The 20,008-nt window shown below is 61.4% G+C and carries 20 protein-coding genes; 16 read left to right on the top strand and 4 right to left on the bottom strand.

Annotated features, from left to right (window positions below; all coding sequences use genetic code 11):
- Positions 1 to 74 precede the first annotated feature (74 nt).
- The gene (locus A2J03_RS21445) at positions 75 to 989 is read right to left on the bottom strand and encodes a ParA family protein (protein ID WP_068378045.1); all 915 of its coding nucleotides are present in this window, start codon (positions 987 to 989) and stop codon (positions 75 to 77) included.
- 843 nt (positions 990 to 1,832) lie between these two features.
- Positions 1,833 to 2,528 (bottom strand): hypothetical protein, encoded by a 696-nt coding sequence (locus A2J03_RS21450; RefSeq protein ID WP_068378047.1) that lies wholly within the window; start codon positions 2,526 to 2,528, stop codon positions 1,833 to 1,835.
- Between the two features lie 618 nt (positions 2,529 to 3,146).
- On the opposite strand from A2J03_RS21450, the gene A2J03_RS21460 reads away from it, so the two are divergent.
- From A2J03_RS21460 to A2J03_RS21530, 15 genes are all read left to right on the top strand, one after another.
- Complete coding sequence (locus A2J03_RS21460; RefSeq protein ID WP_156520503.1) at positions 3,147 to 3,707, top strand: hypothetical protein; 561 nt, start codon at positions 3,147 to 3,149, stop codon at positions 3,705 to 3,707.
- A gap of 3 nt (positions 3,708 to 3,710) precedes the next feature.
- Positions 3,711 to 4,424 (top strand): SAF domain-containing protein, encoded by a 714-nt coding sequence (locus A2J03_RS21465; protein ID WP_068378051.1) that lies wholly within the window; start codon positions 3,711 to 3,713, stop codon positions 4,422 to 4,424.
- A gap of 3 nt (positions 4,425 to 4,427) precedes the next feature.
- Entirely contained in the window at positions 4,428 to 5,249 is an 822-nt protein-coding gene (locus A2J03_RS21470) for a hypothetical protein (protein WP_068378053.1), read from the top strand.
- 28 nt (positions 5,250 to 5,277) lie between these two features.
- Positions 5,278 to 6,888, top strand: coding sequence for a CpaF family protein (locus A2J03_RS21475; protein WP_068378055.1), 1,611 nt, complete (start codon positions 5,278 to 5,280; stop codon positions 6,886 to 6,888).
- The gene (locus A2J03_RS21480) at positions 6,888 to 7,766 is read left to right on the top strand and encodes a type II secretion system F family protein (RefSeq protein WP_068378057.1); all 879 of its coding nucleotides are present in this window, start codon (positions 6,888 to 6,890) and stop codon (positions 7,764 to 7,766) included. The genes A2J03_RS21475 and A2J03_RS21480 overlap by 1 nt, the downstream gene beginning before the upstream one ends.
- On the top strand, positions 7,763 to 8,683 hold the full coding sequence (locus tag A2J03_RS21485) for a type II secretion system F family protein (protein WP_068378059.1): 921 nt from the start codon (positions 7,763 to 7,765) through the stop codon (positions 8,681 to 8,683). Before A2J03_RS21480 ends, A2J03_RS21485 begins: the two co-directional genes overlap by 4 nt.
- 177 nt (positions 8,684 to 8,860) lie before the next feature.
- Positions 8,861 to 9,091 carry a hypothetical protein gene (locus A2J03_RS21490; RefSeq protein ID WP_068378061.1) on the top strand — a complete coding sequence of 77 codons (231 nt, stop codon included), beginning with the start codon at positions 8,861 to 8,863 and terminating at the stop codon, positions 9,089 to 9,091.
- Between the two features lie 36 nt (positions 9,092 to 9,127).
- On the top strand, positions 9,128 to 9,556 hold the full coding sequence (locus A2J03_RS21495; RefSeq protein ID WP_082897993.1) for a hypothetical protein: 429 nt from the start codon (positions 9,128 to 9,130) through the stop codon (positions 9,554 to 9,556).
- On the top strand, positions 9,553 to 10,014 hold the full coding sequence (locus tag A2J03_RS21500) for a TadE/TadG family type IV pilus assembly protein (RefSeq protein WP_068378063.1): 462 nt from the start codon (positions 9,553 to 9,555) through the stop codon (positions 10,012 to 10,014). Before A2J03_RS21495 ends, A2J03_RS21500 begins: the two co-directional genes overlap by 4 nt.
- On the top strand, positions 10,011 to 10,478 hold the full coding sequence (locus A2J03_RS21505) for a pilus assembly protein TadG-related protein (protein WP_068378065.1): 468 nt from the start codon (positions 10,011 to 10,013) through the stop codon (positions 10,476 to 10,478). The genes A2J03_RS21500 and A2J03_RS21505 overlap by 4 nt, the downstream gene beginning before the upstream one ends.
- A 67-nt stretch (positions 10,479 to 10,545) precedes the next feature.
- Entirely contained in the window at positions 10,546 to 14,121 is a 3,576-nt protein-coding gene (locus A2J03_RS21510) for a bacterial transcriptional activator domain-containing protein (protein ID WP_068378067.1), read from the top strand.
- A 118-nt stretch (positions 14,122 to 14,239) separates the two neighbouring features.
- Positions 14,240 to 14,860, top strand: coding sequence for a hypothetical protein (locus A2J03_RS21515; protein ID WP_068378069.1), 621 nt, complete (start codon positions 14,240 to 14,242; stop codon positions 14,858 to 14,860).
- A 117-nt stretch (positions 14,861 to 14,977) separates the two neighbouring features.
- On the top strand, positions 14,978 to 15,868 hold the full coding sequence (locus A2J03_RS21520) for a hypothetical protein (protein WP_068378088.1): 891 nt from the start codon (positions 14,978 to 14,980) through the stop codon (positions 15,866 to 15,868).
- A gap of 49 nt (positions 15,869 to 15,917) precedes the next feature.
- Positions 15,918 to 16,988: an AAA family ATPase gene (locus A2J03_RS21525; RefSeq protein ID WP_068378071.1), complete on the top strand. Its 1,071-nt coding sequence runs from the start codon at positions 15,918 to 15,920 to the stop codon at positions 16,986 to 16,988.
- Positions 16,985 to 18,007: a hypothetical protein gene (locus A2J03_RS21530; protein ID WP_068378074.1), complete on the top strand. Its 1,023-nt coding sequence runs from the start codon at positions 16,985 to 16,987 to the stop codon at positions 18,005 to 18,007. Before A2J03_RS21525 ends, A2J03_RS21530 begins: the two co-directional genes overlap by 4 nt.
- A 105-nt stretch (positions 18,008 to 18,112) precedes the next feature.
- Here the strand turns inward: A2J03_RS21530 and A2J03_RS21535 are convergent, their stop codons facing one another.
- Together A2J03_RS21535 and A2J03_RS21540 are read right to left on the bottom strand one after the other, a co-directional pair.
- Complete coding sequence (locus A2J03_RS21535) at positions 18,113 to 18,643, bottom strand: hypothetical protein (RefSeq protein WP_156520504.1); 531 nt, start codon at positions 18,641 to 18,643, stop codon at positions 18,113 to 18,115.
- Between the two features lie 259 nt (positions 18,644 to 18,902).
- On the bottom strand, positions 18,903 to 19,493 hold the full coding sequence (locus A2J03_RS21540; protein WP_068378078.1) for an HNH endonuclease: 591 nt from the start codon (positions 19,491 to 19,493) through the stop codon (positions 18,903 to 18,905).
- A gap of 148 nt (positions 19,494 to 19,641) precedes the next feature.
- Here A2J03_RS21540 and A2J03_RS21545 point away from each other — a divergent pair, with 148 nt between their 5' ends.
- Complete coding sequence (locus tag A2J03_RS21545) at positions 19,642 to 19,950, top strand: hypothetical protein (RefSeq protein ID WP_068378080.1); 309 nt, start codon at positions 19,642 to 19,644, stop codon at positions 19,948 to 19,950.
- Positions 19,951 to 20,008 lie beyond the last annotated feature (58 nt).

Consider the following 20,008-nt stretch of genomic DNA (forward strand, 5'->3'; position numbering starts at 1 on the left):
CGACGCCCCCCGGGGAGCAGGACTGTCGAATTGGTTAGCCAGGCTCGATCGCTTCCGCCCGGTGGATGCTGCGCTCATACCGACGTCACCTCCTGTGTCTGTGCGGCTTCGTCCGCGAGTTGGGCCATGCGGTGAAGGACTTCCGCGGCAAGTGCCTCGTAGTCCTCGGCGAGACCGGTGGCATTCCTGTTAAGCAGGCCCTTGGCTGGTTTCTCTTTCTTCCGCAACGCTTTCAAGCGATCCTTTTTCTCACTGGCAGTCGCACCTTCGAGCTCGTGTGCCAGCAGTCCGTGTTTGCGGGCGTCGGCGGCCGCACTTTCGAGGTGGCGAATTGTCGTTTTGAATATCGGTGCGATATGACCGGGTATGGCTTCGGAAATGCTCTCGCGCACACTCTCTTCCAGCCGGACAGATCTCGTACCGATTGCGAACAGCAACATTCCTGCCAACCTGAGTTCGGGGTTGTTCTCCCGAGCTCGGGCGAAGCGCTCGGCGACGCGTTCGAGGCCGTCCAAGCTCCCGTCATCTGCCCGAGTAGGGATCAGGACTGCTGAAGAGCACGTCAGGACTGCGTCGACGATGATCACATCGCCGGGTGGGGTATCGAAGAGCACTATGTCGTAGTCGCCGGCAACATGCGCGAGCACCTTGCCGAGAAGCTGCCCCAGCGATTCTCCACCGCGGCTGGTTCGCGACAACATCATGCCCGCAACGTCTGCCAGAGCCGCTCCAGCAGGGATGACGTCGAGGTTCTCTCGAACTCCCTTCAGGAGCGGGGGTGGACTGCCCGATATCAGGGCCGACAACAGAGCCATGCCGTCGACCGGCTCGTACCCGAAGTCGCGTGCGAGGTTGCCCTGCGGGTCGAACTCACCGACCAGGACTCGGTAACCGGCGTTCGCGAAGAGTCCGGCGAGATTTGCGACGACGGTGGTCTTGCCCACTCCCCCTTTGCCCTGTGTCACAGCAAGTGAATTTCGTATCGCCATCGAAAGAACTCCTTTCGTCCCCGAAGCTGGTGTCAGTGTGAAGAGCGCGCTCCCCCTGTGCGTCAGCACGCAACTGTCTGAGAGGTGTGCTGGCTCGTGGGCTGTGGTGGGTGGGGGGTGGAATGACTGCGAACGCATCAGCTGCCCACCGCGCGTGGTGCCGCACGGTTGTATGCGTAATACTACGCGCAGAACAACGCGTAGGTCAACGCCCGTTGTTTCGCGATGGCAGTCGCTTAGAACAGCGCGGAGATACACGCGGTCGTCTGGGCTTAAGTACACGCGTACTTGCACGCGTTACGACAAGCGATGATATTCGCGAAGTACTACGTGCCTATATGTGCGGTTCAATATGCGTCCGTATACGCATTGCAAAATGCGTAGCTTCACGCGTAACTATATGCGTCGTACTCAGCGTAGCCAACCGCGAGTTTCTGAGCGTAGCCAACCGCGAGTAGCACCACGGTGAACGACGCGTAGATCTACGCACATTAGTACGGGCAGTTCTGTGCGAACCTGTTCAGGATTTGTGACGGGTATTTAGATGGGAGGATATAGGGGAGGAGCAGTGCGAATGTCTACACGGTTGTTAGCGGGTGGACGCAAGCGTAGTACCCAGCGTAGTCGCGTGTGGATATGTCAGCGACGACCTACGCGAAGGTCAGTGCGAATACCGGCGGGTTTGCGATCAGGTATCTGGCCGGGAGGAGCTGTGCACAGAGTGCCGCGAGGAGTCGGAGGAATTAGGAGGGAAAGGTGGGAAGAGTTGTACGTAGACGAGTGCGATTTCGTACGCGAGGACCGGTGGGAGTTACCAGGTCAGAGTGGGTAGTCGGCAGACCATCAGCGTACGGTCGTGAAGCTTTGCCGGGGGCGTCTGCGATCGTCTCCGGGGTTCCCTCTCCGCTCGCGCTGATCAGCAATTCGGTGCTCCAGCCCGACTGATGAGGCCATCTGGGTGGCCCAGAGAAGGGCGGTGGGTGAGCACGAATTGCTGAGCTCGATCGACAGGTCGACGAGGGCATCTTCGAGGAGCATTTCTGCCGCCTCGTACAACGTCCACAGTTGGCTGAGCTCCCAGCTGAGAATGAAGGGATTGCCGAACATCATTCGGGCGCAGGAGCGACGTACTCGATCGACCTGCGGGTTGCTCGCCCACCTATGGTCGAACGGGTCTGCCCACGACGCGAGGTAGCTGCTCTGCTCGCAGGTTCGGGCGGTGAGGCCCAGATTGTCCTCGGCGAACGTCCAGTCCGTCAGGCCCAGCGTCGTGCGTGCTTGCTTGAGTGCTGAGCCGAGGGCCCGCTGGCAGGTGGCGGCGTAGTCAGCCAGCTCCAGTCGATCGCGTTCGAGCTCGGCAAGTTCTGTGATCGTCTCGAAGTTGTCCCGGCCACCGGTGAACTCGGTCGCGACCAGCACAGCTTCGCTATCCCACCAGCGAAACTGTGATTGGCGGTGGAACTCTCGGTGCCACCGAAGGTCTTCGAGACACCGGTCGGGATCGACTGGTCCCGCGAAAGCGGTGTCGGTGAGGCTCATACTGCGATGGTCCCAGGTAACTGCTCTTGTGTCACCACGGTGACGGCCACAGTTGTATGACGCTGTAAACCATCACTGTCCGAACATCGGTGCGGTAGCCATTCAGTATCAACGAAACATCAGTAGGTCATCAGATATTCATCATGGACGCATGATAGGTACATCGTGAGTATGTGAGCGCACGTCGGATGTCCCTCAGCAGACAACCAGCCAATGAGCAAAGAAGTCGTCACTGCCACCTCAAGGAGATTTGTCCGCTACTCAAGTGTCGATCAGGTGAGCCACTGTCACGGATCACTGAGCAGGTGCTGACGCTGTCGTGCGATGTTCGCTGATCGACAGTCGATGATCTGGGACGCTTCCACCGGCGGCTGTCGTGGCCTCGACTTCCGTGTTATCGGATCGTTATCGAATCTTGTCGGATCACCGATCGACTGACAATGCGAATAGAGTCTGTGCTGGTCGCAGGGGAGTGGCGGACCAAACAGGTACGAAGAGGCGCGTATATCGGGGGTGATGGGTCGAGTTGGGTTGTTCGGGGTGTCTATGGGTGCCGGTATATCTCGTACGTCGCGATTGTTTCTGCGGCAGCCGTGCGGGACGTCGGGAGGACCGTGAGTGAGTATCGACAGCAACGAGGACGCGACCGCGTGGAGTCCCTCGGCTGCTCGCAAGTCCCTCGGGCCTGCTTTCGCGCCGCCACCGAAGATGCCGTCAGGGTCTACACCAGCGGAGGTGGTGGAGTTGAGTTCTGTCCAATCAAGTGAGTCGTCCTCGGGCGCAGCCGAATCAAAGCACGACGACACAATCGTGCCGTCCACGGTGCACCTCGCTGTCGACATCGCAGAAGGTCTTGCTCGTGAGAGCAAACGAACTGGGCGAACCCACGGCGAGGTGGTCATCACTGCGATCGAGGACGTTCACGCTGATCTCGAAAAGCTGTTGTTCCCTGGAGGAAAGATCGGCGGAGGCCTCTTCCGTGCCAGGGGCGTAGGAAGCAAACCGTTGGAAAGGAAGGCCGAGAAGAAGGGGGTGACGGTGGGCCTGTACTCGGACGACTGGGTCATCATCGATCAACTCAAGGACGAGTTCAAGGCGCGCTCTCGCAGCCATCTCATCGGAACTGCGCTCAAAGCGCACCTCGGCACCGAGGACACGACCAGAACGGAAAGTGACTGAGATATGCCGATTTTCGGATCCACCAAGGAGAAGGCGGTGACTGCCGCAGTGGGGGAGTCGCGGGCGTCCGGAGGAGCACCGCCCAAGCCTGGGCACGATTTCAACGAGGTTGTATCCACAACGAAAGTGCGCCGCCGGCGCTCGTATTGGATCGTTGGAGTCGCTCTCATGGCGGTGGCCATCGTGGGCGCGGTGTTTCTGGTGGATGCAATGCGCGCAACATCGACTATTCTTGTTCTTGCGCATGATGTTCCGCAGGGGGAGACCATCACTGCGGACGACTTGAAGACCGCCGAGGTGAACAGCGACTCGACAATCGCGACTGTCTCAGCCGTGGACAAAGGACGTGTTGTCGGACAGAGCGCAGCTGTTCCGCTGCAGAGCGGGTCTGCGTTGAACCCGTCCTCTGTGACCAATGCTGTAATTCCAAGTGGCGAAAATACTTTGGTCGGGATCACGGTCACTGTCGGCAAGCTGCCGGCGGAGCCACTGCTGGCTGGCGACAACGTCCGGATAGTCGACACTCCTCGTGATCAGGACGATTCACCAGTTCAGGGCCCTGTTGTCGCCAATGCACAGGTCGTCGCTGTGAAAGATATTCCAGAGACGGGGCAGACGACGGTAGATGTATTGGTCAAGAAGGACGAGGCGAGCTGGATCGCAGCCCGCGCTGCAACCAATCGTGTTGCCATCGTTCTTGATTCCAGGGAGCGCTGACCTGTGCTCGTCACCTTGACTTCGATCTCGGGCTCGCCCGGTGTGTCGACAACAGGACTGGGTATCACTCTTACCGGTGATCCGACTCGGATCATGTACGTCGAGGCCGATCCAATCGGATCGTCTGCGACGTTGGCCGGATATCTACACGCCAACCGACGTCACGATCGCTCGATCGTCCAACTGGTCGAACCCAACCGCCACGGGCAGATAGGACCAGCTTTTCATCGTCAAGTGCTGCCGATCGGACCCGCCGACGGTGGACAGGGTTCGACGCAGCCGCAGGGGTGGTTCGTGCCAAACCTGGTCAACGCCGCTCAGGCGGAGTCGATGAAGTCCACCTGGGGGCCTCTCGGGGCGCACCTTGCGCAATTGTCGAAAAAGGGTGACGTCCTCGTCGACGCAGGGCGGCTCAATCTGAGGTCCGGGCATCAGGACCTGATTCGTCACAGTGACGTAATTGTCGTCATGCTCAGACCTACGAGAACGTCAGTAGCAGCAGTTCGAGCCGGATTGGGACCCCTACGTCAGCATCTGGAGGCGACCAAATCTCCGGCCAGCTTAGGCCTGATCGTGAGGGGCACCGAGCCATACAGTGCCGCGGAAACCGCGAAGGTCACCGGCCTGGACGTCATAGCGGTGATTCCGGAATCTCCGATCCACGCTCAAGTCTTCTCCGACGGGGCATCGCTCAGTAAATGGCGACGTCGCCGATCGAACTACCTCCGCGCCATCGACGGAACATGGTCGAAAATCGAACGTTTCGAGGAGACGCACAAGCCGGCATGGCTGAGCGATTCCCCATACACCTCACAACCCGCGTGATCAGCCGAAAGATCGGGGGACACAACGCATGACCAACGACATCGAATTCGAGTACGACGATCAAACTGCCCTGCCAGACCTTCCCATGTTCGCCACCGATCCGGTGATCATCGGCGACGTCGACAACGAGGTGTCCCGATACGGAATCGGGCATCGCGGATCCCATTCCGCAGGTCTGCTTGCTGCGGCCGGACGGCACACGGAATCCCAGCGCCTTGAGACAGTCCCATTCACTTCGCCCTCGTCTTTCGCATCGAATCGATCGGAACTCGTGCGGACCGATCACCAGCTGGTCAAGCGCCTGACCAAAGAGGCCTCAGAGGTCCTCTCGCGCCGAAAGACCCGGCGGGCCGAAGAAGCGCTCAACCCCGAGCTGGGCGTCATCGCCATGACGCCCGACGAAGAACGCGAAATGGGTCGCCAGATCGTCATGGATCTGGTCAGTGGCGAAGTGCAGTCAGCTATCGACACCGGCCACGAACAGCTCAGCGTCCAGCAGGAACAGACGCTGGCCAAAGCGGTCTTCGACACCCTGTTCGGGCTCGGACCCCTCCAACCGCTTGTCGATGACCCGAACGTCGAGAACATCCTCATCAACGGGGACCACGTCCTGGTGATGTACCCCGACGGAAGCCTAGAGACACGTCCACCGATCGCAGACAGCGACGAAGAACTCTACGACTGGCTCACCAACCTTGCCCAGCGCGCCCCCGGCGGTGGACGCCCGTTCTCCCAAGTGAACCCCAACCTCCGCCTCAACCTCCCCGGGGACATCCGATTGTCTGCGATGGGTTACTCGGTGCGACATCCGAGCATCGCCATCCGCATGCACCGGCACAAAGACGTCACCATCGACAAGATGGTCGAAATGGGTGTCATGCCGCAGCTGCTGGCAGAAATCCTCAGTGCCGCCGTGATCGGCGGCGCATCCGTCGTCATCTCCGGACCGATGGGGTCCGGCAAAACCACGAACCTACGAGCCCTCGCCAACTGCCTCCCGATGCAGACAAGAATCGGAACGGCAGAAACCGAGTACGAGCTCTTCCTCGACAAGCTGGACGGCCGTGAGCCTTACGTGGTTGCAGCAGAAGCAATCACCGGCGGCGGGGAGCGGAACGAACTCACCGGAGCGCTCCGCGGTGCCACCACGCTGTCCGACATCTTGTACCAATTCGTCCGAATGCAGCTCGACCGTGTCATCGTCGGCGAGGTCGCCGGAGGCGAGATCATCGACATGTTCAAAGCAATGCAGATGGCCAAAGGATCCTTGAGCACAACCCACGCCTACACCGCGGCCGGAGCGGTCGACCGACTCGTCACCTGCGCGCTCGAAGCAGGAGTTCCCACCGAGTACGCCTATCGGCAGGTCGCACACCACATCAACATCATCATTCAACTGCAGACGGACTACGAATTCTCAGCGAACGGAGAGCGACGACAAGTGCGCTTCGTCAGCGAGGTCATTCACATCGAAGCAGGCGAGAACGCCATGCCCGCAGTGAGCAAGATCTACGACGGAAGATCCGACGGCACAGGCGAATACGGAACCCTGCCACCTGCGCTGCTCCGCAAGCTCTACGCCGGAGGATTCAGCCCCAACCAGATCCCGGTCAACACCATCATCGGAGGTGAACGCTGATGTACACCTTCACAGCAGTCGGGCTCGTAATCCTCTTCGCTGCAGGAATCTGGTTCTTCTTCAACGGTCTTCGAGACCGCCGCGATCTCACCGCGCCGAGCCGCAATCGCACACCTCATACCCGCATCCCGAGGCAGACCAAAATCCTGTTCACGCTCGGAACCGCCGTCGGCCTCATCGCCTGGCTCGTCAGCGGTTGGTTCGTCCTGTTCCCGATCATCCCCATCGCCGCAGTAGGCGTCCCGTATCTCCTCGGAACGTCCGCAGCGGCTGAGGACATCGACCGACTCAATGCGCTCGAAGAGTGGGTCAGAAACCTCACCGGGGTGCTGGCGGCAGGGTCCGGCCTCGAACAGGCGATCATCGCCACCCACCGAGGCATGCCCGAAGCACTTCGGCCGGAGATCACCAGCCTCATCACCCGGCTTCGCGGCAACGTCCACATCGACGAAGCACTACTCAAATTCGCGGACGACCTGGATGACTCGACCGGTGACTATGTCGTGGGAGCACTCCGGCAAGCCGCGCGCCTCCGAGGATCCGGCCTCACCGCAGCGCTCAAACGCCTCTCCGAGTCGGTGGCGGAGAACGTGCGCAACCGCAGAACATCCGAAGCAGAGCGGGAAGGGCCGCGCACCACCGCGCGGTGGGTCACAGTCATCACGGTTACGCTCATCTCGGGGTTGTTCCTGTTCACCAGCTACATGGACCCCTACAAGCAACCGCTGTTCCAGCCGGTCCTCTTCCTCGAATTCATCGGCTTCGGCCTCGTCCTCGGATGGATGAGGCGTTACACCCTGCCGATCAAGTATCCGCGATTCATCGGCACCCACGACCGCGACGCGGCCAAGAACGCCCGTACGAGGAGCGCAGCATGAGCACCTTCCATTTCTGGGCAATAGCACTCGCCGCGATAGCCACACTCGGGCTCATTCTCGTAGGTCTGCGCTTGCTTCCAGCTGATCCCGCACTCGGCGACGCCATGGAGCGGCTATCGGGTGCCGGCCCGGAACCGTACAACGTCGACACGGACACCGGTGCGGACCTCGCAGGAGCGGACGCACTGTCCTACCGAGTCGGCGCCCGCGTCTACCCGCGGCTGCGATCACAGGCATGGTTCAAGATCCCCACAGCAGATCTGGCCATCCTCCGAGAAAGCCCACAGAAGTTCGTCGGCGACAAAATCCTCTCTGCCGCACTCGGTCTGGTGATCGTGCCCATAGGCCTGGGATTGCTCGCCCTGTTCGGACTCACAGTGCCGTTCGTGTTCCCTGTTGCAGGATCTCTACTGATCGCAATCGTAGGTTTCTTCGCCCCCGACGCCGATGCGAGAACACGCGCAGCAAGCGCACGACTGGAATTCACCAGAGCCCTCGCCGCATTCATCGACTTCGTCGCCCTGAACAGGAGCGGCGGTGTCGCCGCCTTCCAGAGTCTCGAACGCGCTGCAGCAGTGGGGGACAGCTGGGTGTTCCTCCGCCTCGACGCCGAACTACAGAAAGCATCCCTGGCCGGACAAGCACCGTGGGCAGCCCTGTCGAACCTTGCAGCAGAGCTGGCGCTACCGGAACTGGGCGACCTCGCGGACATCATGACCTACACCGGCGACCAAGGTGCAAGCGTCGCCGATACCCTCGCCGCTCGTGCCGGAGCACTGCGCAGTGCACTGCTTGCGAAGGAGCAAGGCGAAGCGGGGGCGAGAACGAAGAAGATGGACGCCCCTCTCGGCGCTCTCGCGGTGCTGTTCATGATCATGCTGCTCGTACCTGCGGCGGTGAACATCATGGGCGTCTGAAAGTCCAAAATCTACTGCGGTGGAATGAATTCAACGCTCAACTACCGACGTGAGCAGCAATAACACTGCATCCGGGCATTTGACATGCTCGTCGTGTCGCCGCCGCCGATATGGTGACCATCATCCAGCTCTATCGTCACAGTTGTACATGAACCACATCGAAGGGGAACCAAGGACATGTCCACACCACGTACCGCAGTCAACCGACTCACCGCGAGAGCAACCGCGCTTTTCCTGCTGGCGACGCTTACCTACACCCGGATCGTAGAACGCGCTGGCGGCCGCAAAAGCGACCGGGGCTACAGCATGGAAACAGTCATCATCACCGCCGGCCTGGTGTTGCTCGCTATTCTGATCGTCGCAGGCATCACGGTCGTCGGACAGCGCTACCTCTCCCAGATCCAGTAGGTCGACCTGCTCGCCCAACGAGTCAGGGGGACAACGATGATGGACACTGCTACACCAGGATCTCTTCGAGATTGGTGGCGTCGTGCAAACAGGGATGATCGCGGCGCAGCACTGGAGACTGTGGTCGTATTCGGGGTCGTCCTGCTGCTTTTCCTTATCGCAATCCAGGCGGCACTGTATGCCCACGCCCGGACAGTGGCAATCGCGACAGGGGAAGAGGCTCTGAGACAAGCCCGTTCACAGTTCGGTAGCTCTGCCGCCGGCACCGCGGCCGGATACGCCTTCGCCTCGACAGCCGGCCCGACGACCTTGCGCGCTCCCGTCATCGTCGTCAACCGAGGACTACGGGATGCAACCGTCCAAATCATCGGACAGCCGATCCGACTCATCCCATTCTTCCCCCTCGATATCAACGTCAGCGAGACACTCCCAGTCGAACGAGTCACCACCCCAGGTACCCGATGATGGGCATCGCAGCGCTGTCGGGCCAGCTCCACCTGATGAGAACCGACGATCGAGGATCTGCTCTACAGACCGTGATAGTCGCGCCCGCAACACTTCTGATGATCGCCCTCATCGTCACCTTCGGTGTGCTCGCCCAAGCGCACCAAAAGGTCGAACACGCAGCAAACGAGGCCGCACGGACCGCCTCGATCGCGCGAACGGCGTTCGCCGCCGCCCCCGACGCACAAACTGCAGCCCGCAACGACCTGGAAGCTCGAGGCCTGACGTGCAGCGTCCTCAACGTCGGCACCGATCTCAGTGGATTCCGGACACGCCCCGGAGTCACCGCCTCGGTATCAGCCACCGTCACCTGCGTCGTGTCACTCGACGCGCTCGGATTCCCACAGATCATGGGCTCACGCACCATCACAGCGACCGCTGTCTCGCCCATCGACACCTACAGGGAGCGAATTCGATGACAACCGCGCTACGCCGCGCCATCACGGCCCGCACCCGCCACGACACCCACAAGGACGCCGGAACAATTGCGATGTGGAGTGTCATCACAGCTATGGCCCTCCTGATCATGATGGGCCTCGTCGTCGACGGCGGAGGAAAAGTACAGGCTAAACAACGAGCCGAACAGGTAGCGGAGGAAGCCGCACGCGGTGCCGGTCAAGCCGTCATCGAACCCCTCGCGGTCCGCGGAACCAGCGTTGTAGTCAACCCGCTGACCGCACAACTAAGTGCAACGAAGTACCTCGCGGCCGCAGGAATTCCCGGAGTAGTTGTCCCGACCGGGCCGACAACCCTCCTGATCACCACCACAACGGTGTATCAACCCCGCGTTCTCGGTTTGATCGGAGTTGGCCCGCAACAGATCATCGGAACTGCAACCGTCAACCTGAACCGAACCAACCTCGGAGTGCCTGGCCTTCCATGAACACCCCACACGTGAACGACGACGCGCAGTACTTCCGCGCCCCGAACCCGGTGACGAAGGACGCGGCGTGGTCGCCCACGGCGGGAACCTGCGCAACTTCGGCCACCCTGCTGCAGTCGGAAAGGGCAACACGATGACCACGATCCGACGCCGGTTGACCGGGCTGATCTACCTCCTTGTCACATTTGCCCTTGTCGTAGGAATACCGCTTGCGCTGTGGGCATTTCGAGGAAACCCGATCCCCAGCGCGCTGCCGGATATCGATCAGATCAAGACTGCGCTGACCGAACAAGACGACGGATACCTGTTTCTTGGATTCGTCACCTGGATCGGCTGGCTCGCATGGCTCAGCTTCGCCTTCAGCATCATCATCGAACTGTGCGCAGCACTTCGCGGGATCAAGCCCCCTCGATTGCGCGGACTAGGACTCCAACAACGAGGTGCATCCGTTCTCATCGGCGGTGCCCTCCTTCTGATCACCGCAGGCACAGCAACTGCTCAACCGCTGACCGCCAGCGCATCGCCGGCCCTGACCACGCCCGCCCACTCGGCCCCGGTGACGGTTGAGAGACAACAACAGCTCCATCCCGCGCAACACCCGGCACGGCCTTCTATCGCAGAGACCGTGACGGTTCAACGCGGAGACAGTCTCTGGAAGCTGGCAGAAGAACACCTCGGCGATGGGTTTCGCTACCAAGAGATCAAGCAACTCAATGCCGACGTGATCACGGACGACGGGTGGCTTCAGCCCGGTTGGCAACTGAGCCTTCCGGCTGCCGCACCGAACCCGGTCGAGGGCGCATATACCGTCGAACAGGGTGACAGTCTCTGGACGATCGCTGAGCGATACCTGGGCGATGGAAATCGTTATGCGGAAATAGTCAACGTCGACGGAACGTCTACTTTGACGACAATTCACGAGGGACAGCAACTGAAAATCGGGGTAGCCGCACCCGGAACCGCGACCGAGGCTCCTGTCGCTGAGCCCGCCCCTGTTGTCGAACCCGCCCCCGTTGCCGCGCCTGCGCTTGCGTCCGCCCCTGAGGCTGCGTCCGTTGCTGAGCCGGAAACAGTGCCTCCTCTGCCCGCACTCGCTGGTACCGATGTACCGGAACAAGCAGAGATGGTCCCAGGGGGAGACGAACAGACCCAAACAGAAGCCGCGGCGGCCGCAGCGGCCGCGGCGAAGATCTTCGGTATCGAGCTGAACAGCGTGTCGTCACCTGTGCCTGCGGCCGAACCAGCACCGGCGCCGGTTGCCGCCGAACAAGCGCCGGTGGCCGATCCCGCTCCCGCGCCGCCGGCCGTGCCCGCACCGGCCGTGCCCGCACCGGCCGTGCCCGCACCGGCCGTGCCCGCACCTGCCGTGCCCGCACCTGCCGAGCAAGCGCCGCCGGCCGTGCCCGCGACGGTTGCTCCCGCTCCTGTACCCGCGGCAATTCCACTGGCTTCTGGAAGCAATGAACAGGTCCAGATCCAGGCAGCGGCCAGCCCGAGCGACGACGTTCAGAACGAGAACAGCACCCTGTGGCTCGGAATTTCAGCCCTGGCGGCAGTTGGCCTCGCCGGGGCATTTGGCCTACGTCGACACCGCCAGCAGCACGGCCGGCGAAGAGGAGAACGGATCCCAGAGACCACAGGGCCGGGGGCTCTCGTGGAGGAGCAAATCCATTCTGCTGCTGACGACACCGTCCTGCTCCGTCTCGACGCTGCCCTCCGGGTCGTCGCCGAACAAGCTCGATTGACGAGCAAGCCGTTGCCGGCCCTTCTCGGTGTTTTTGTTGGCACCGATGCCGTGGAGCTGGTGACTCTGGATGATCCGAGCCTGCCCGCACCGTGGATCAAATCCGCCGACACTGGGGCCTGGACGCTGCCCTTCGACGCTCGTGTTGCCCCCGCCTCCACTTCCGTCAGCCCTTATCCCGCCCTCGTCACTCTCGGCTCCGCCGATGGCAACACTCAATTTCTCCTGAACCTCGAAGAACTGGGCCATCTGTCAATTTCGGCACGTCCGGATCACGCCTTGGGCGCTCTGCAAGCGCTGGCTTTGGAACTCGTCGAATCTCCACTTGCAGACAACCTGCATCTGACGCTGATCGGTTTCGGTCACGAGCTTCCAGAGCTGTTCGGCAACGGCCGGATCGAATACGTAGACAATCCGGACGACGTGCTCGCCCGACTCGCCCGACAAGCGAAGCGTGATCAGGACACCTTCGTCGAGCAGCACATCGATAGCGTCGCTGAGGCGCGTTCCATCTACGAGACCAGCGAGATGACCGCACCCGAGGTCATCCTCGTCGCAGAGCGTTTGACCCCTGAACAGCAGCATTGGCTCGATGAAATCCTCTCCTCCACACCGAGAGTGGCCTTCGCGGCGGTGACGCCCTCCGCCGAAGTTTCGTCGGCCGCTTGGAAGCTCGACATCGTCGACCGCAACGTTGCGAGATTGGTCAAACACGATGCGGAGGGCGGTTTCACCTTCCAGCCAGCGTTCCTCAAGGCCGAGCAATATGCAGGGATCACCGCATACCTCTCGACAGCGACTCAACCGTCGATTCCTACCGAGTCGTCCATGTACGACCATTGGGCTGCAGCGGAAGTCGACGCCGAGCTCTCGACCCCGGATCACGCCCTTGCATACCTGGACACGGTGACTACGCCTGATGACACAGATCGATTTGTCCTGGGAAGAATCAACACCCCGGACACGTCCCTCGACCCGACCGACATCCCGTCCTACGCCCCTGATGCCACATACTGGACGCCCCCGGAAGCGTTTGTGGATGAGAACGCACCCGAGACACCCGCTGCGGCGGATGTCCCTGGTTCGGGACATCTTTGGCTTCATGTCCTCGGTAAGCCGTCCGTGACCACGCTCTCCGGGCAACCTCCCAAGGATGGTAGGGAAGTGTTGCTGACCGAAATCGCAGCACTACTCTCGATCCATCCCGGTATCAAACATGACTCGATCGACAAAAAAGTCTGGCCTGCAGACAATTTCGACAAACTCCCTCCTGAGGAGCAGCCCAAGAAGAAGGCGACGCGTCGCCAGAACTACCTGTCCCGCCTTCGGAATTGGCTAGGCGAGACAGAAGGCGGCGACCAGGCCTTCCCGAAGCACGGAGACCGCACAGGCCGCACCGGCTACCGACTGCACCCAGACGTGCGGTCGGACTGGGACTATTGGCAACAACTGATCGATACGACACCGTCGGCAGCGTCCGATGCCGAACTGCGCGCCGCCGCTGAGCTGGTCACAGGTCAACCGTTCGCCGGGACCAGAGCAGATCGATACGGTTGGGCCCGAAACCTGCAGCAGCACATGATCTCAACGCTCACTGATGCGCTGGAGGAGCTCGCTACTCGACAGATCAAGACCGGAGATCTTGCAGCAGCGCTCACAGCCGCAAATCGAGGCATTGCGGTCGAACCCTACAGAGAGGGACTGTGGCGACTCGCAATCATCGCCACCCACGGGAGCGACGAAATCAGCACCACCCAAGAACTGATAGACCAGATGCTCGCAAACCTCGCCGATATCGACGTCGATCCCGAACCCGAGACAGACGAGCTCCTGCGAGCGCTCTCGCAGTTCCACAACGGCGGCGATCGCGTCTATCGGATCGGAGCTATAGCGAGTTGATGAAGAAGCGGTCAGTCGAAGTGTCCGAAGTGTCCGGTGAGCGAGTTACTGTCGCAGCAGCCGCGCCGCTACCGTCGTCGCAGAAGTACGCACGGGGAATCAACATAGGGGGTCAACGATGATCAGCACACGACGCCGTACAGGCGCGGCAGTCCTCGCGGTAGTCGCCGCGGCGAGCATCAGCGTCGCATGCGGAACCGGCGACACGGAGGCAGCGCCGGTGACAAGCACCCAGCCGGTCCTCACGGGCCCAGCGGGGGTCGACAAGTCCCCTGAGCAGCAAGCCACCGACAGCGCTGTAGCCAAGGTCGCGGAGTTCTATGCGGCCCAGGGAGCAATCGAAGCCAACCCGGCGACACCGGTGGAGGAACTTGATCGGGTGGCAGGCGGACCGGTCTCGGAGGGATACAAGGCAGATATTCTGCTCCGTCGATCGCAAGGCATCACCAGCACCGGAGCGATCGCCGTCGTCAACTCGACTGTCACGGATCTGTCGGCTCCGAAGGATGCGGATGGCAACCCCGTCCCGTCTCCGGACGGAGCGTGGGTGAAGACAGTGACCTGCACCGACATCTCCGGTTGGATCACCACGTTCCCGGATGGAACTCCGGCGACTCTGCCGGACCGCGGTCAGTTCGAAACAGCTCAGATCACCGTTAGGAACGCGGCATGGCCCGACTCCTCCGGGTGGCGTGTAACCAGTCAGACCACCGTGAAGACCGATACTTGCACCAGTTAGTCGTGTCCCCGCTTGTCCGCGCTCGCATTCGTCTCGGGAGATGTTGTGCAGAACAGTAGTTTTCACCGAACTGCGGTGGTGCGGAGTCTTTTCTATGCGACGACACTCGCTGTCACCATGACCCTGACTGCGCCCTACGCGACGGCGCAACCCGGTGCGGGTGGCGCAAGCGCAGATGTACTGGGTAGTCGTGCCGGTGGACAGACCGTCATAGTGCAGGGCAGCTACACGACTGTGCCGTCTCCCTCGGCGGGCGTCGGCCCGAGTTCAGGTGCCGGCACATCGATCCCTGGAGGCGAGTCTGCGTCATTCGGCGGCGGGGGAGGTGCGCCCGCACCGAGCGGACCTCAACAGGCGCTTTTCCCGCAACCGGACGGGACCCTCGGAGTCATCACACAGGGGCAGCTCGACGCGTGCGCCGGGTTGAGTATCACCAACTGTGTTCAGTTGCCGGACACCGGCATTCCCGGTACCCCACCTGCTGTGATCGACGTAGCAAATCTGGTCAACGCCGCGGTCACCGCGCTCCAGGTCGAACCCATCGACATCGGCATCGTTCCGGAACCCGCAAACAGCCCTGGCGGTCGCACCGGTCTGGTCGGGATGAACAGCTGGATCTGGGTTGCGAACCCGAGGGAAGCCACTGTCGGTCCGATCAACAGGACCGTCACCACCGGGGCAGTCACGATCAATATGAACGCAGTCAATACCGGACTCATCGTCAACTACGGCGACGGTCTCCCCACCCTGCCCCCACTGTGCCCGGTGACCTCGGTCCCGTACACCGACGTCGCCCTGGGCCTGCCGTCGCCGACCTGCAACCACTTCCTCCAAAAAGCATCGAATCTCGAACCGGGCGGCACCTTCAAGGTGTCCGTGACGTCCGCGTGGGTTGTGACGTGGACCGCGGTTCTGCCGGGCCAGGTCGTTGGCGGAACCCTACCCACCACCGCCACAGCTACCACCGACGTCCGAGTCGGCGAGCTGCAGGTACTGGTCACCAACTGATCGTCCGCACATCTTGCTTACGAAACTTACAGTAAGTACTGTAAGGGGCATGAAGACCAGTGCGCGCCCGTTGCTCGACAACCCCGTCGACGCGGAACTCTTCGTGGGCCGGGGCAGTGAGTTGTCTGCCATTTGGGCCGCCTTGAACGCCGAGCTGAACGTGCTCTTGACAGGCGATCGGGGATCGGGCAAGACCTCGCTATTACGCCACCTGCAGCTCGACAGCAGATCTCCCTTCACTGGTGCACGCAGAGAAGGCGACTTTCCGATGACCTACGTCCGGGTGGAGGGCATCGCTGACGGCCGGACATTGCTGGCCCGCATCGTCGAGACCGTGACCGGCACGCCGGCGGCCGAGAACGACGGCCCCGACGCGCTGTTGCGAACCTTGACCGACCACCGACAGCAGTTCGTCGACGACACACACAAGCGGTGGGCGGAGGAGAGCGACGACGGAGCCGAGCCGACGGGGACGCGACTGTTTCCGGTCATCATCGTCGATGACGTCACCGCTGCAGCAGGCCATGCGCTGTTCGGGCAGTACCGCGACGAGGTGTGGTCGACGGGGTACCTGTGGGTGGTCTCGGTGCGTGAGAACGATCGCGCTGGACTGCTGACGCCGCCGGCTGACGCGTTCTTCGAGAAGATCGTCGAATTGGGTCCGTTGTCACCGGCGGCGACGATCGAGCTGGTCACTCGTCGGCTCGGAGTCGATCCGTCGTCGGTGGGGGAGATGTTGGCCGACGTAGTTGGAGGGAATCCCCGCGATTTGGTGGGGGCCCTACGAAACTTCATGCAAGACCCTGAGTCCTACGACGCCAACGCACAGGCCATCGGAGCCAGAGACGCTGCCATCTACGCGCTGGGTCGCTCTGCGTCGATGCTGGCGGCCGAATTGAAGGCACGAGGCACAGTGAGCGCATCCGACGAGGACCTCCTCGCGGCACTCGGGTGGTCACGTCCCCGCGCGGTGCAGGTCTTCAAGCAGCTCGACGAAAACGGCTTGGTACGGAGCAGCGAAGTGTCATCCGGACCGGGAAGACCTCGACGTGTGTACGAGCTGACTCCGGCCGCGGAGTGGATGCGGCTACGCGAAACCGAATCGGAGACAGCGACATGAGTGCCGACCTGCTGCGCCGGTTGCGAGAGAGCAAAGCGTTCGATCCCACTCCCACCCCGGACCGCATGTCCCAGGTACATGTTCCGTTCGACAGCCTCACGGACAGCACCGGCGGTGAGTACGAACAACGCTTCGTTGCAGCTGTTCTGCGTCGTGAACGGGTGGCCCTCATCGGTGCCAGCGGCTCCGGGAAGTCGTCGATCACCGAGTTCGTGTTGAACGGTCAACAGGCCGAAAATGTTGCGGCGCTGAGGATTAGACTCGGCATGCAAACCGATTCCCTGATCTCCGACCCGGCCGAATTCCCCAGGCTGTTGGTCAACACCATCGCCAGGCGGCTCGAAGAAAACAAAGCCGTGCAGAAGGTCGCGCGCGAGGTGCGCGGTGCTTCTCGGCGTCCGGTCAAGGTTTCCGTCGGCGCCGGACTGCCGTGGCTGGCGGGAAATCTTGGCATCGAGCTCGGCAGCGTGGTGAACGAACCTCTGCAGGGGGAGGAGGTTCTCGAACAAGCTGTTCGCGTTCTGGAGTTGATCTCGCACAGCGGCCTGGTGCCGACGCTGGTGCTCGACGACACGGACCAGTGGATCCGCCGTCCGGGCATCGGTACCGATCCGGAGCCGCGGATCGCGTTGTTCTTCGGCCCGACGTTGAGAATGATCGCCGAGCGGCTGCCGGCCGCGTGTGTCATCGCAGTGCACGACGAGTACGTCAGCAACCCTCACTACGAGCAAGCGCGTGAATTTCTCCACACACGAATCACGTTGCCCACGTTGGCCGATCACAGAATGCTGGGGCGGATCGTCACCAAACGCGCTCGAAACGCCGTAGGAGATCCGAGCATCCGCCGGGGTGAAGTCGTCGACGAGGACGGATTGAGGAGGCTCTTCGATCACTACGGTGCCGATCGCAGCGTCCGCCGGGAGTTGAGTGTTCTTCAGGATGCCTTGGCGCGAGCGTGCGATGGTGGAGCAGACGTCGTCGGAGCCGAACACGTGGTCTCAGCGATAGCCGCTGGCTAGGGAAACCCCGGCTTTCGATCTTCGTCGCTCTCGTCGGAGTTCCTGTACTCGAACTCACAGGGCCGACGCACCCGCCACCTCGGCGGCACCCCGCAAGCGACGAGATCACCGGTCGTGATCGAATGACGGATCCCAGTGATGATCGACAGCGTCGTTCCACTGATCGAGATCGGCAGCGGAGAACAGATGCTGGTTCGATTCGGTGACCAGGAACCCGGTGTCCCTCCATGCTTTCAAGTATGCGGTGTTCTGTCCATCCTGGTGCGCTCGTTCGATCAAGTTGTCGATGTCAGCGAGCATCGCTTCCTCTGTAATTTCGCGAGGTGTGTCGCTGTCGGGGTCGAACATCATTGGATCATTGGGTCCGGGTTCGCGACCGAACTTGTCGACGAATGCCTGGCGTTGCGCTGCCAGAGCCTCGATGAATTCAGCGGAGCCAGGTGTGTCGTCGGTCCACGAAAGAGTACGTCCACCATCGGGATTCAAACGCTTCTGCACGTAGTTCGGATCCCCCGCGCGGGCATTGACCAGTGCTGCGTGTTGTTCACGGGAGGATTCGTGTACGGCGAGCCGTTTCTGTCGCTGTTTGACCTTGCGTGCGCGCTTGTCGCCGGTAGAGCCTCGTCCTGTAGCCATGATCCTCAGGGTGTCAGAACCCACCATCGACTGGTTCTGTGTTGGTGATCAGTGTTGCGGATTCGAGATCCTCGCGAACGGATAGTCCAGTCAGGTCGAAGTTGGACGCCTACACCCAGCAGTGCAGCTTCATGAGGTTGGTGGTTCCCAGCGGCGGGAGTCCGTCGTCCAGTTCCCGGAGTCGGCCGTACAGGTCTCGCATGGCGTTCTTGTCGGGAAGGTGTTCGGGTTACGGCCGTCATACGACAGAGCGCGATTATTACTCACCCCGCACCGCATCAGTCGCGGACAGCCACCGTCTCAGATATGGGTGCGCGTCGCGTAGGCGTGGGTGGATGGTCATGTAGTCGACAAACCAGGCCGACAGTCCGTCCCATTTGGTGCTGTCGCCGGCCGGCACCGTGGACCAGCCCAGTTCTTCGAGTGTCCAATGGGCTTTGGCTGAGTTCCGCAACATGGACGTGGTAACCCAGTTCGCGTCGTCGTCGGTGCCGCCCCGGGCAACAGGAACAAGATGGTCAATGGAGGGGAACAATTCCCAAAATCCGATGTGGGTTCTGTCCATGGCCCAATGCGGGTCGGCTGGAAATTGGTCAGGCAAGACTGCGGAAAGCAATCGCAATGCACCGGGATGTACAAGACGATCGCCGCTGTACCTGTCGATGAACCCATCCCGGTAGAACACTCGCAGACTTTGTCGTTCGGTGTAGCGTCGAGCTGCCTTCGCGGTGGACACGAACGGGTAGTCAGTCGCTAGAATATCGGCCGCACGTCCGTTGTCGCCGCTTGTTAACGCCGTGCACACATCGGCAAGTACGTGGGCCTTGTCTGCGTTCGCTGTCGACGTCATAGCTGCCAGTGTGCAGGGTGGCCGGCAGCATTCGGCGGATCACGTCTTCGACTTCTGGCGACACCCAGGATTCGGGCGGTCGCTGTAACGAAAAACTCGGGTCGCAGCGGTACGCCGGTGACGCACGAATCGAAGGGCCAACAACGCAATGAAATTTCTTCACGTTTGCGCCGCAGTTGGGGCGTTTACAATCATGCAGGTCTCCGTAGTGAGTTGCGGCGAAGAAGATGAACCCCAGGTGACGCAACGTTCCACAACGCCTGTGACCTCTTCAGTTCTCCCTTTGGGAAGTGAATCTCCGAAGATCTGGGCGGCGGGAATGACCGAGGAGGTCTACGTCGGCTTGGGTGTTGTCTCACAACAGACCAACTTTGGAAAGATCCGTGACAACGGCCCGAAGCCGCTCCTGGTCGACACCCTTGCCTATCAATTTATCCTGAATGCACCGATTCGGTGACGTGTTGGGTGTGAGTTGCGTTGTCGGGCATCGATGCGGTTGCGGGCGTGGGTGGTCG

The sequence above is a fragment of the Rhodococcus sp. EPR-157 genome (assembly GCF_001647195.1).
Classification (GTDB): domain Bacteria; phylum Actinomycetota; class Actinomycetes; order Mycobacteriales; family Mycobacteriaceae; genus Rhodococcoides.

Coding starts and splice junctions, on each gene's coding strand:
- A2J03_RS21445 (WP_068378045.1), bottom strand. CDS start 989: ATGGCGATACGAAATTCACTTGCTGTGACACAGGGCAAAGGGGGAGTG.
- A2J03_RS21450 (WP_068378047.1), bottom strand. CDS start 2,528: ATGAGCCTCACCGACACCGCTTTCGCGGGACCAGTCGATCCCGACCGG.
- A2J03_RS21465 (WP_068378051.1), top strand. CDS start 3,711: ATGCCGATTTTCGGATCCACCAAGGAGAAGGCGGTGACTGCCGCAGTG.
- A2J03_RS21475 (WP_068378055.1), top strand. CDS start 5,278: ATGACCAACGACATCGAATTCGAGTACGACGATCAAACTGCCCTGCCA.
- A2J03_RS21480 (WP_068378057.1), top strand. CDS start 6,888: ATGTACACCTTCACAGCAGTCGGGCTCGTAATCCTCTTCGCTGCAGGA.
- A2J03_RS21485 (WP_068378059.1), top strand. CDS start 7,763: ATGAGCACCTTCCATTTCTGGGCAATAGCACTCGCCGCGATAGCCACA.
- A2J03_RS21490 (WP_068378061.1), top strand. CDS start 8,861: ATGTCCACACCACGTACCGCAGTCAACCGACTCACCGCGAGAGCAACC.
- A2J03_RS21495 (WP_082897993.1), top strand. CDS start 9,128: ATGATGGACACTGCTACACCAGGATCTCTTCGAGATTGGTGGCGTCGT.
- A2J03_RS21500 (WP_068378063.1), top strand. CDS start 9,553: ATGATGGGCATCGCAGCGCTGTCGGGCCAGCTCCACCTGATGAGAACC.
- A2J03_RS21505 (WP_068378065.1), top strand. CDS start 10,011: ATGACAACCGCGCTACGCCGCGCCATCACGGCCCGCACCCGCCACGAC.
- A2J03_RS21515 (WP_068378069.1), top strand. CDS start 14,240: ATGATCAGCACACGACGCCGTACAGGCGCGGCAGTCCTCGCGGTAGTC.
- A2J03_RS21520 (WP_068378088.1), top strand. CDS start 14,978: ATGACCCTGACTGCGCCCTACGCGACGGCGCAACCCGGTGCGGGTGGC.
- A2J03_RS21525 (WP_068378071.1), top strand. CDS start 15,918: ATGAAGACCAGTGCGCGCCCGTTGCTCGACAACCCCGTCGACGCGGAA.
- A2J03_RS21530 (WP_068378074.1), top strand. CDS start 16,985: ATGAGTGCCGACCTGCTGCGCCGGTTGCGAGAGAGCAAAGCGTTCGAT.
- A2J03_RS21535 (WP_156520504.1), bottom strand. CDS start 18,643: ATGGCTACAGGACGAGGCTCTACCGGCGACAAGCGCGCACGCAAGGTC.
- A2J03_RS21540 (WP_068378078.1), bottom strand. CDS start 19,493: ATGACGTCGACAGCGAACGCAGACAAGGCCCACGTACTTGCCGATGTG.
- A2J03_RS21545 (WP_068378080.1), top strand. CDS start 19,642: ATGAAATTTCTTCACGTTTGCGCCGCAGTTGGGGCGTTTACAATCATG.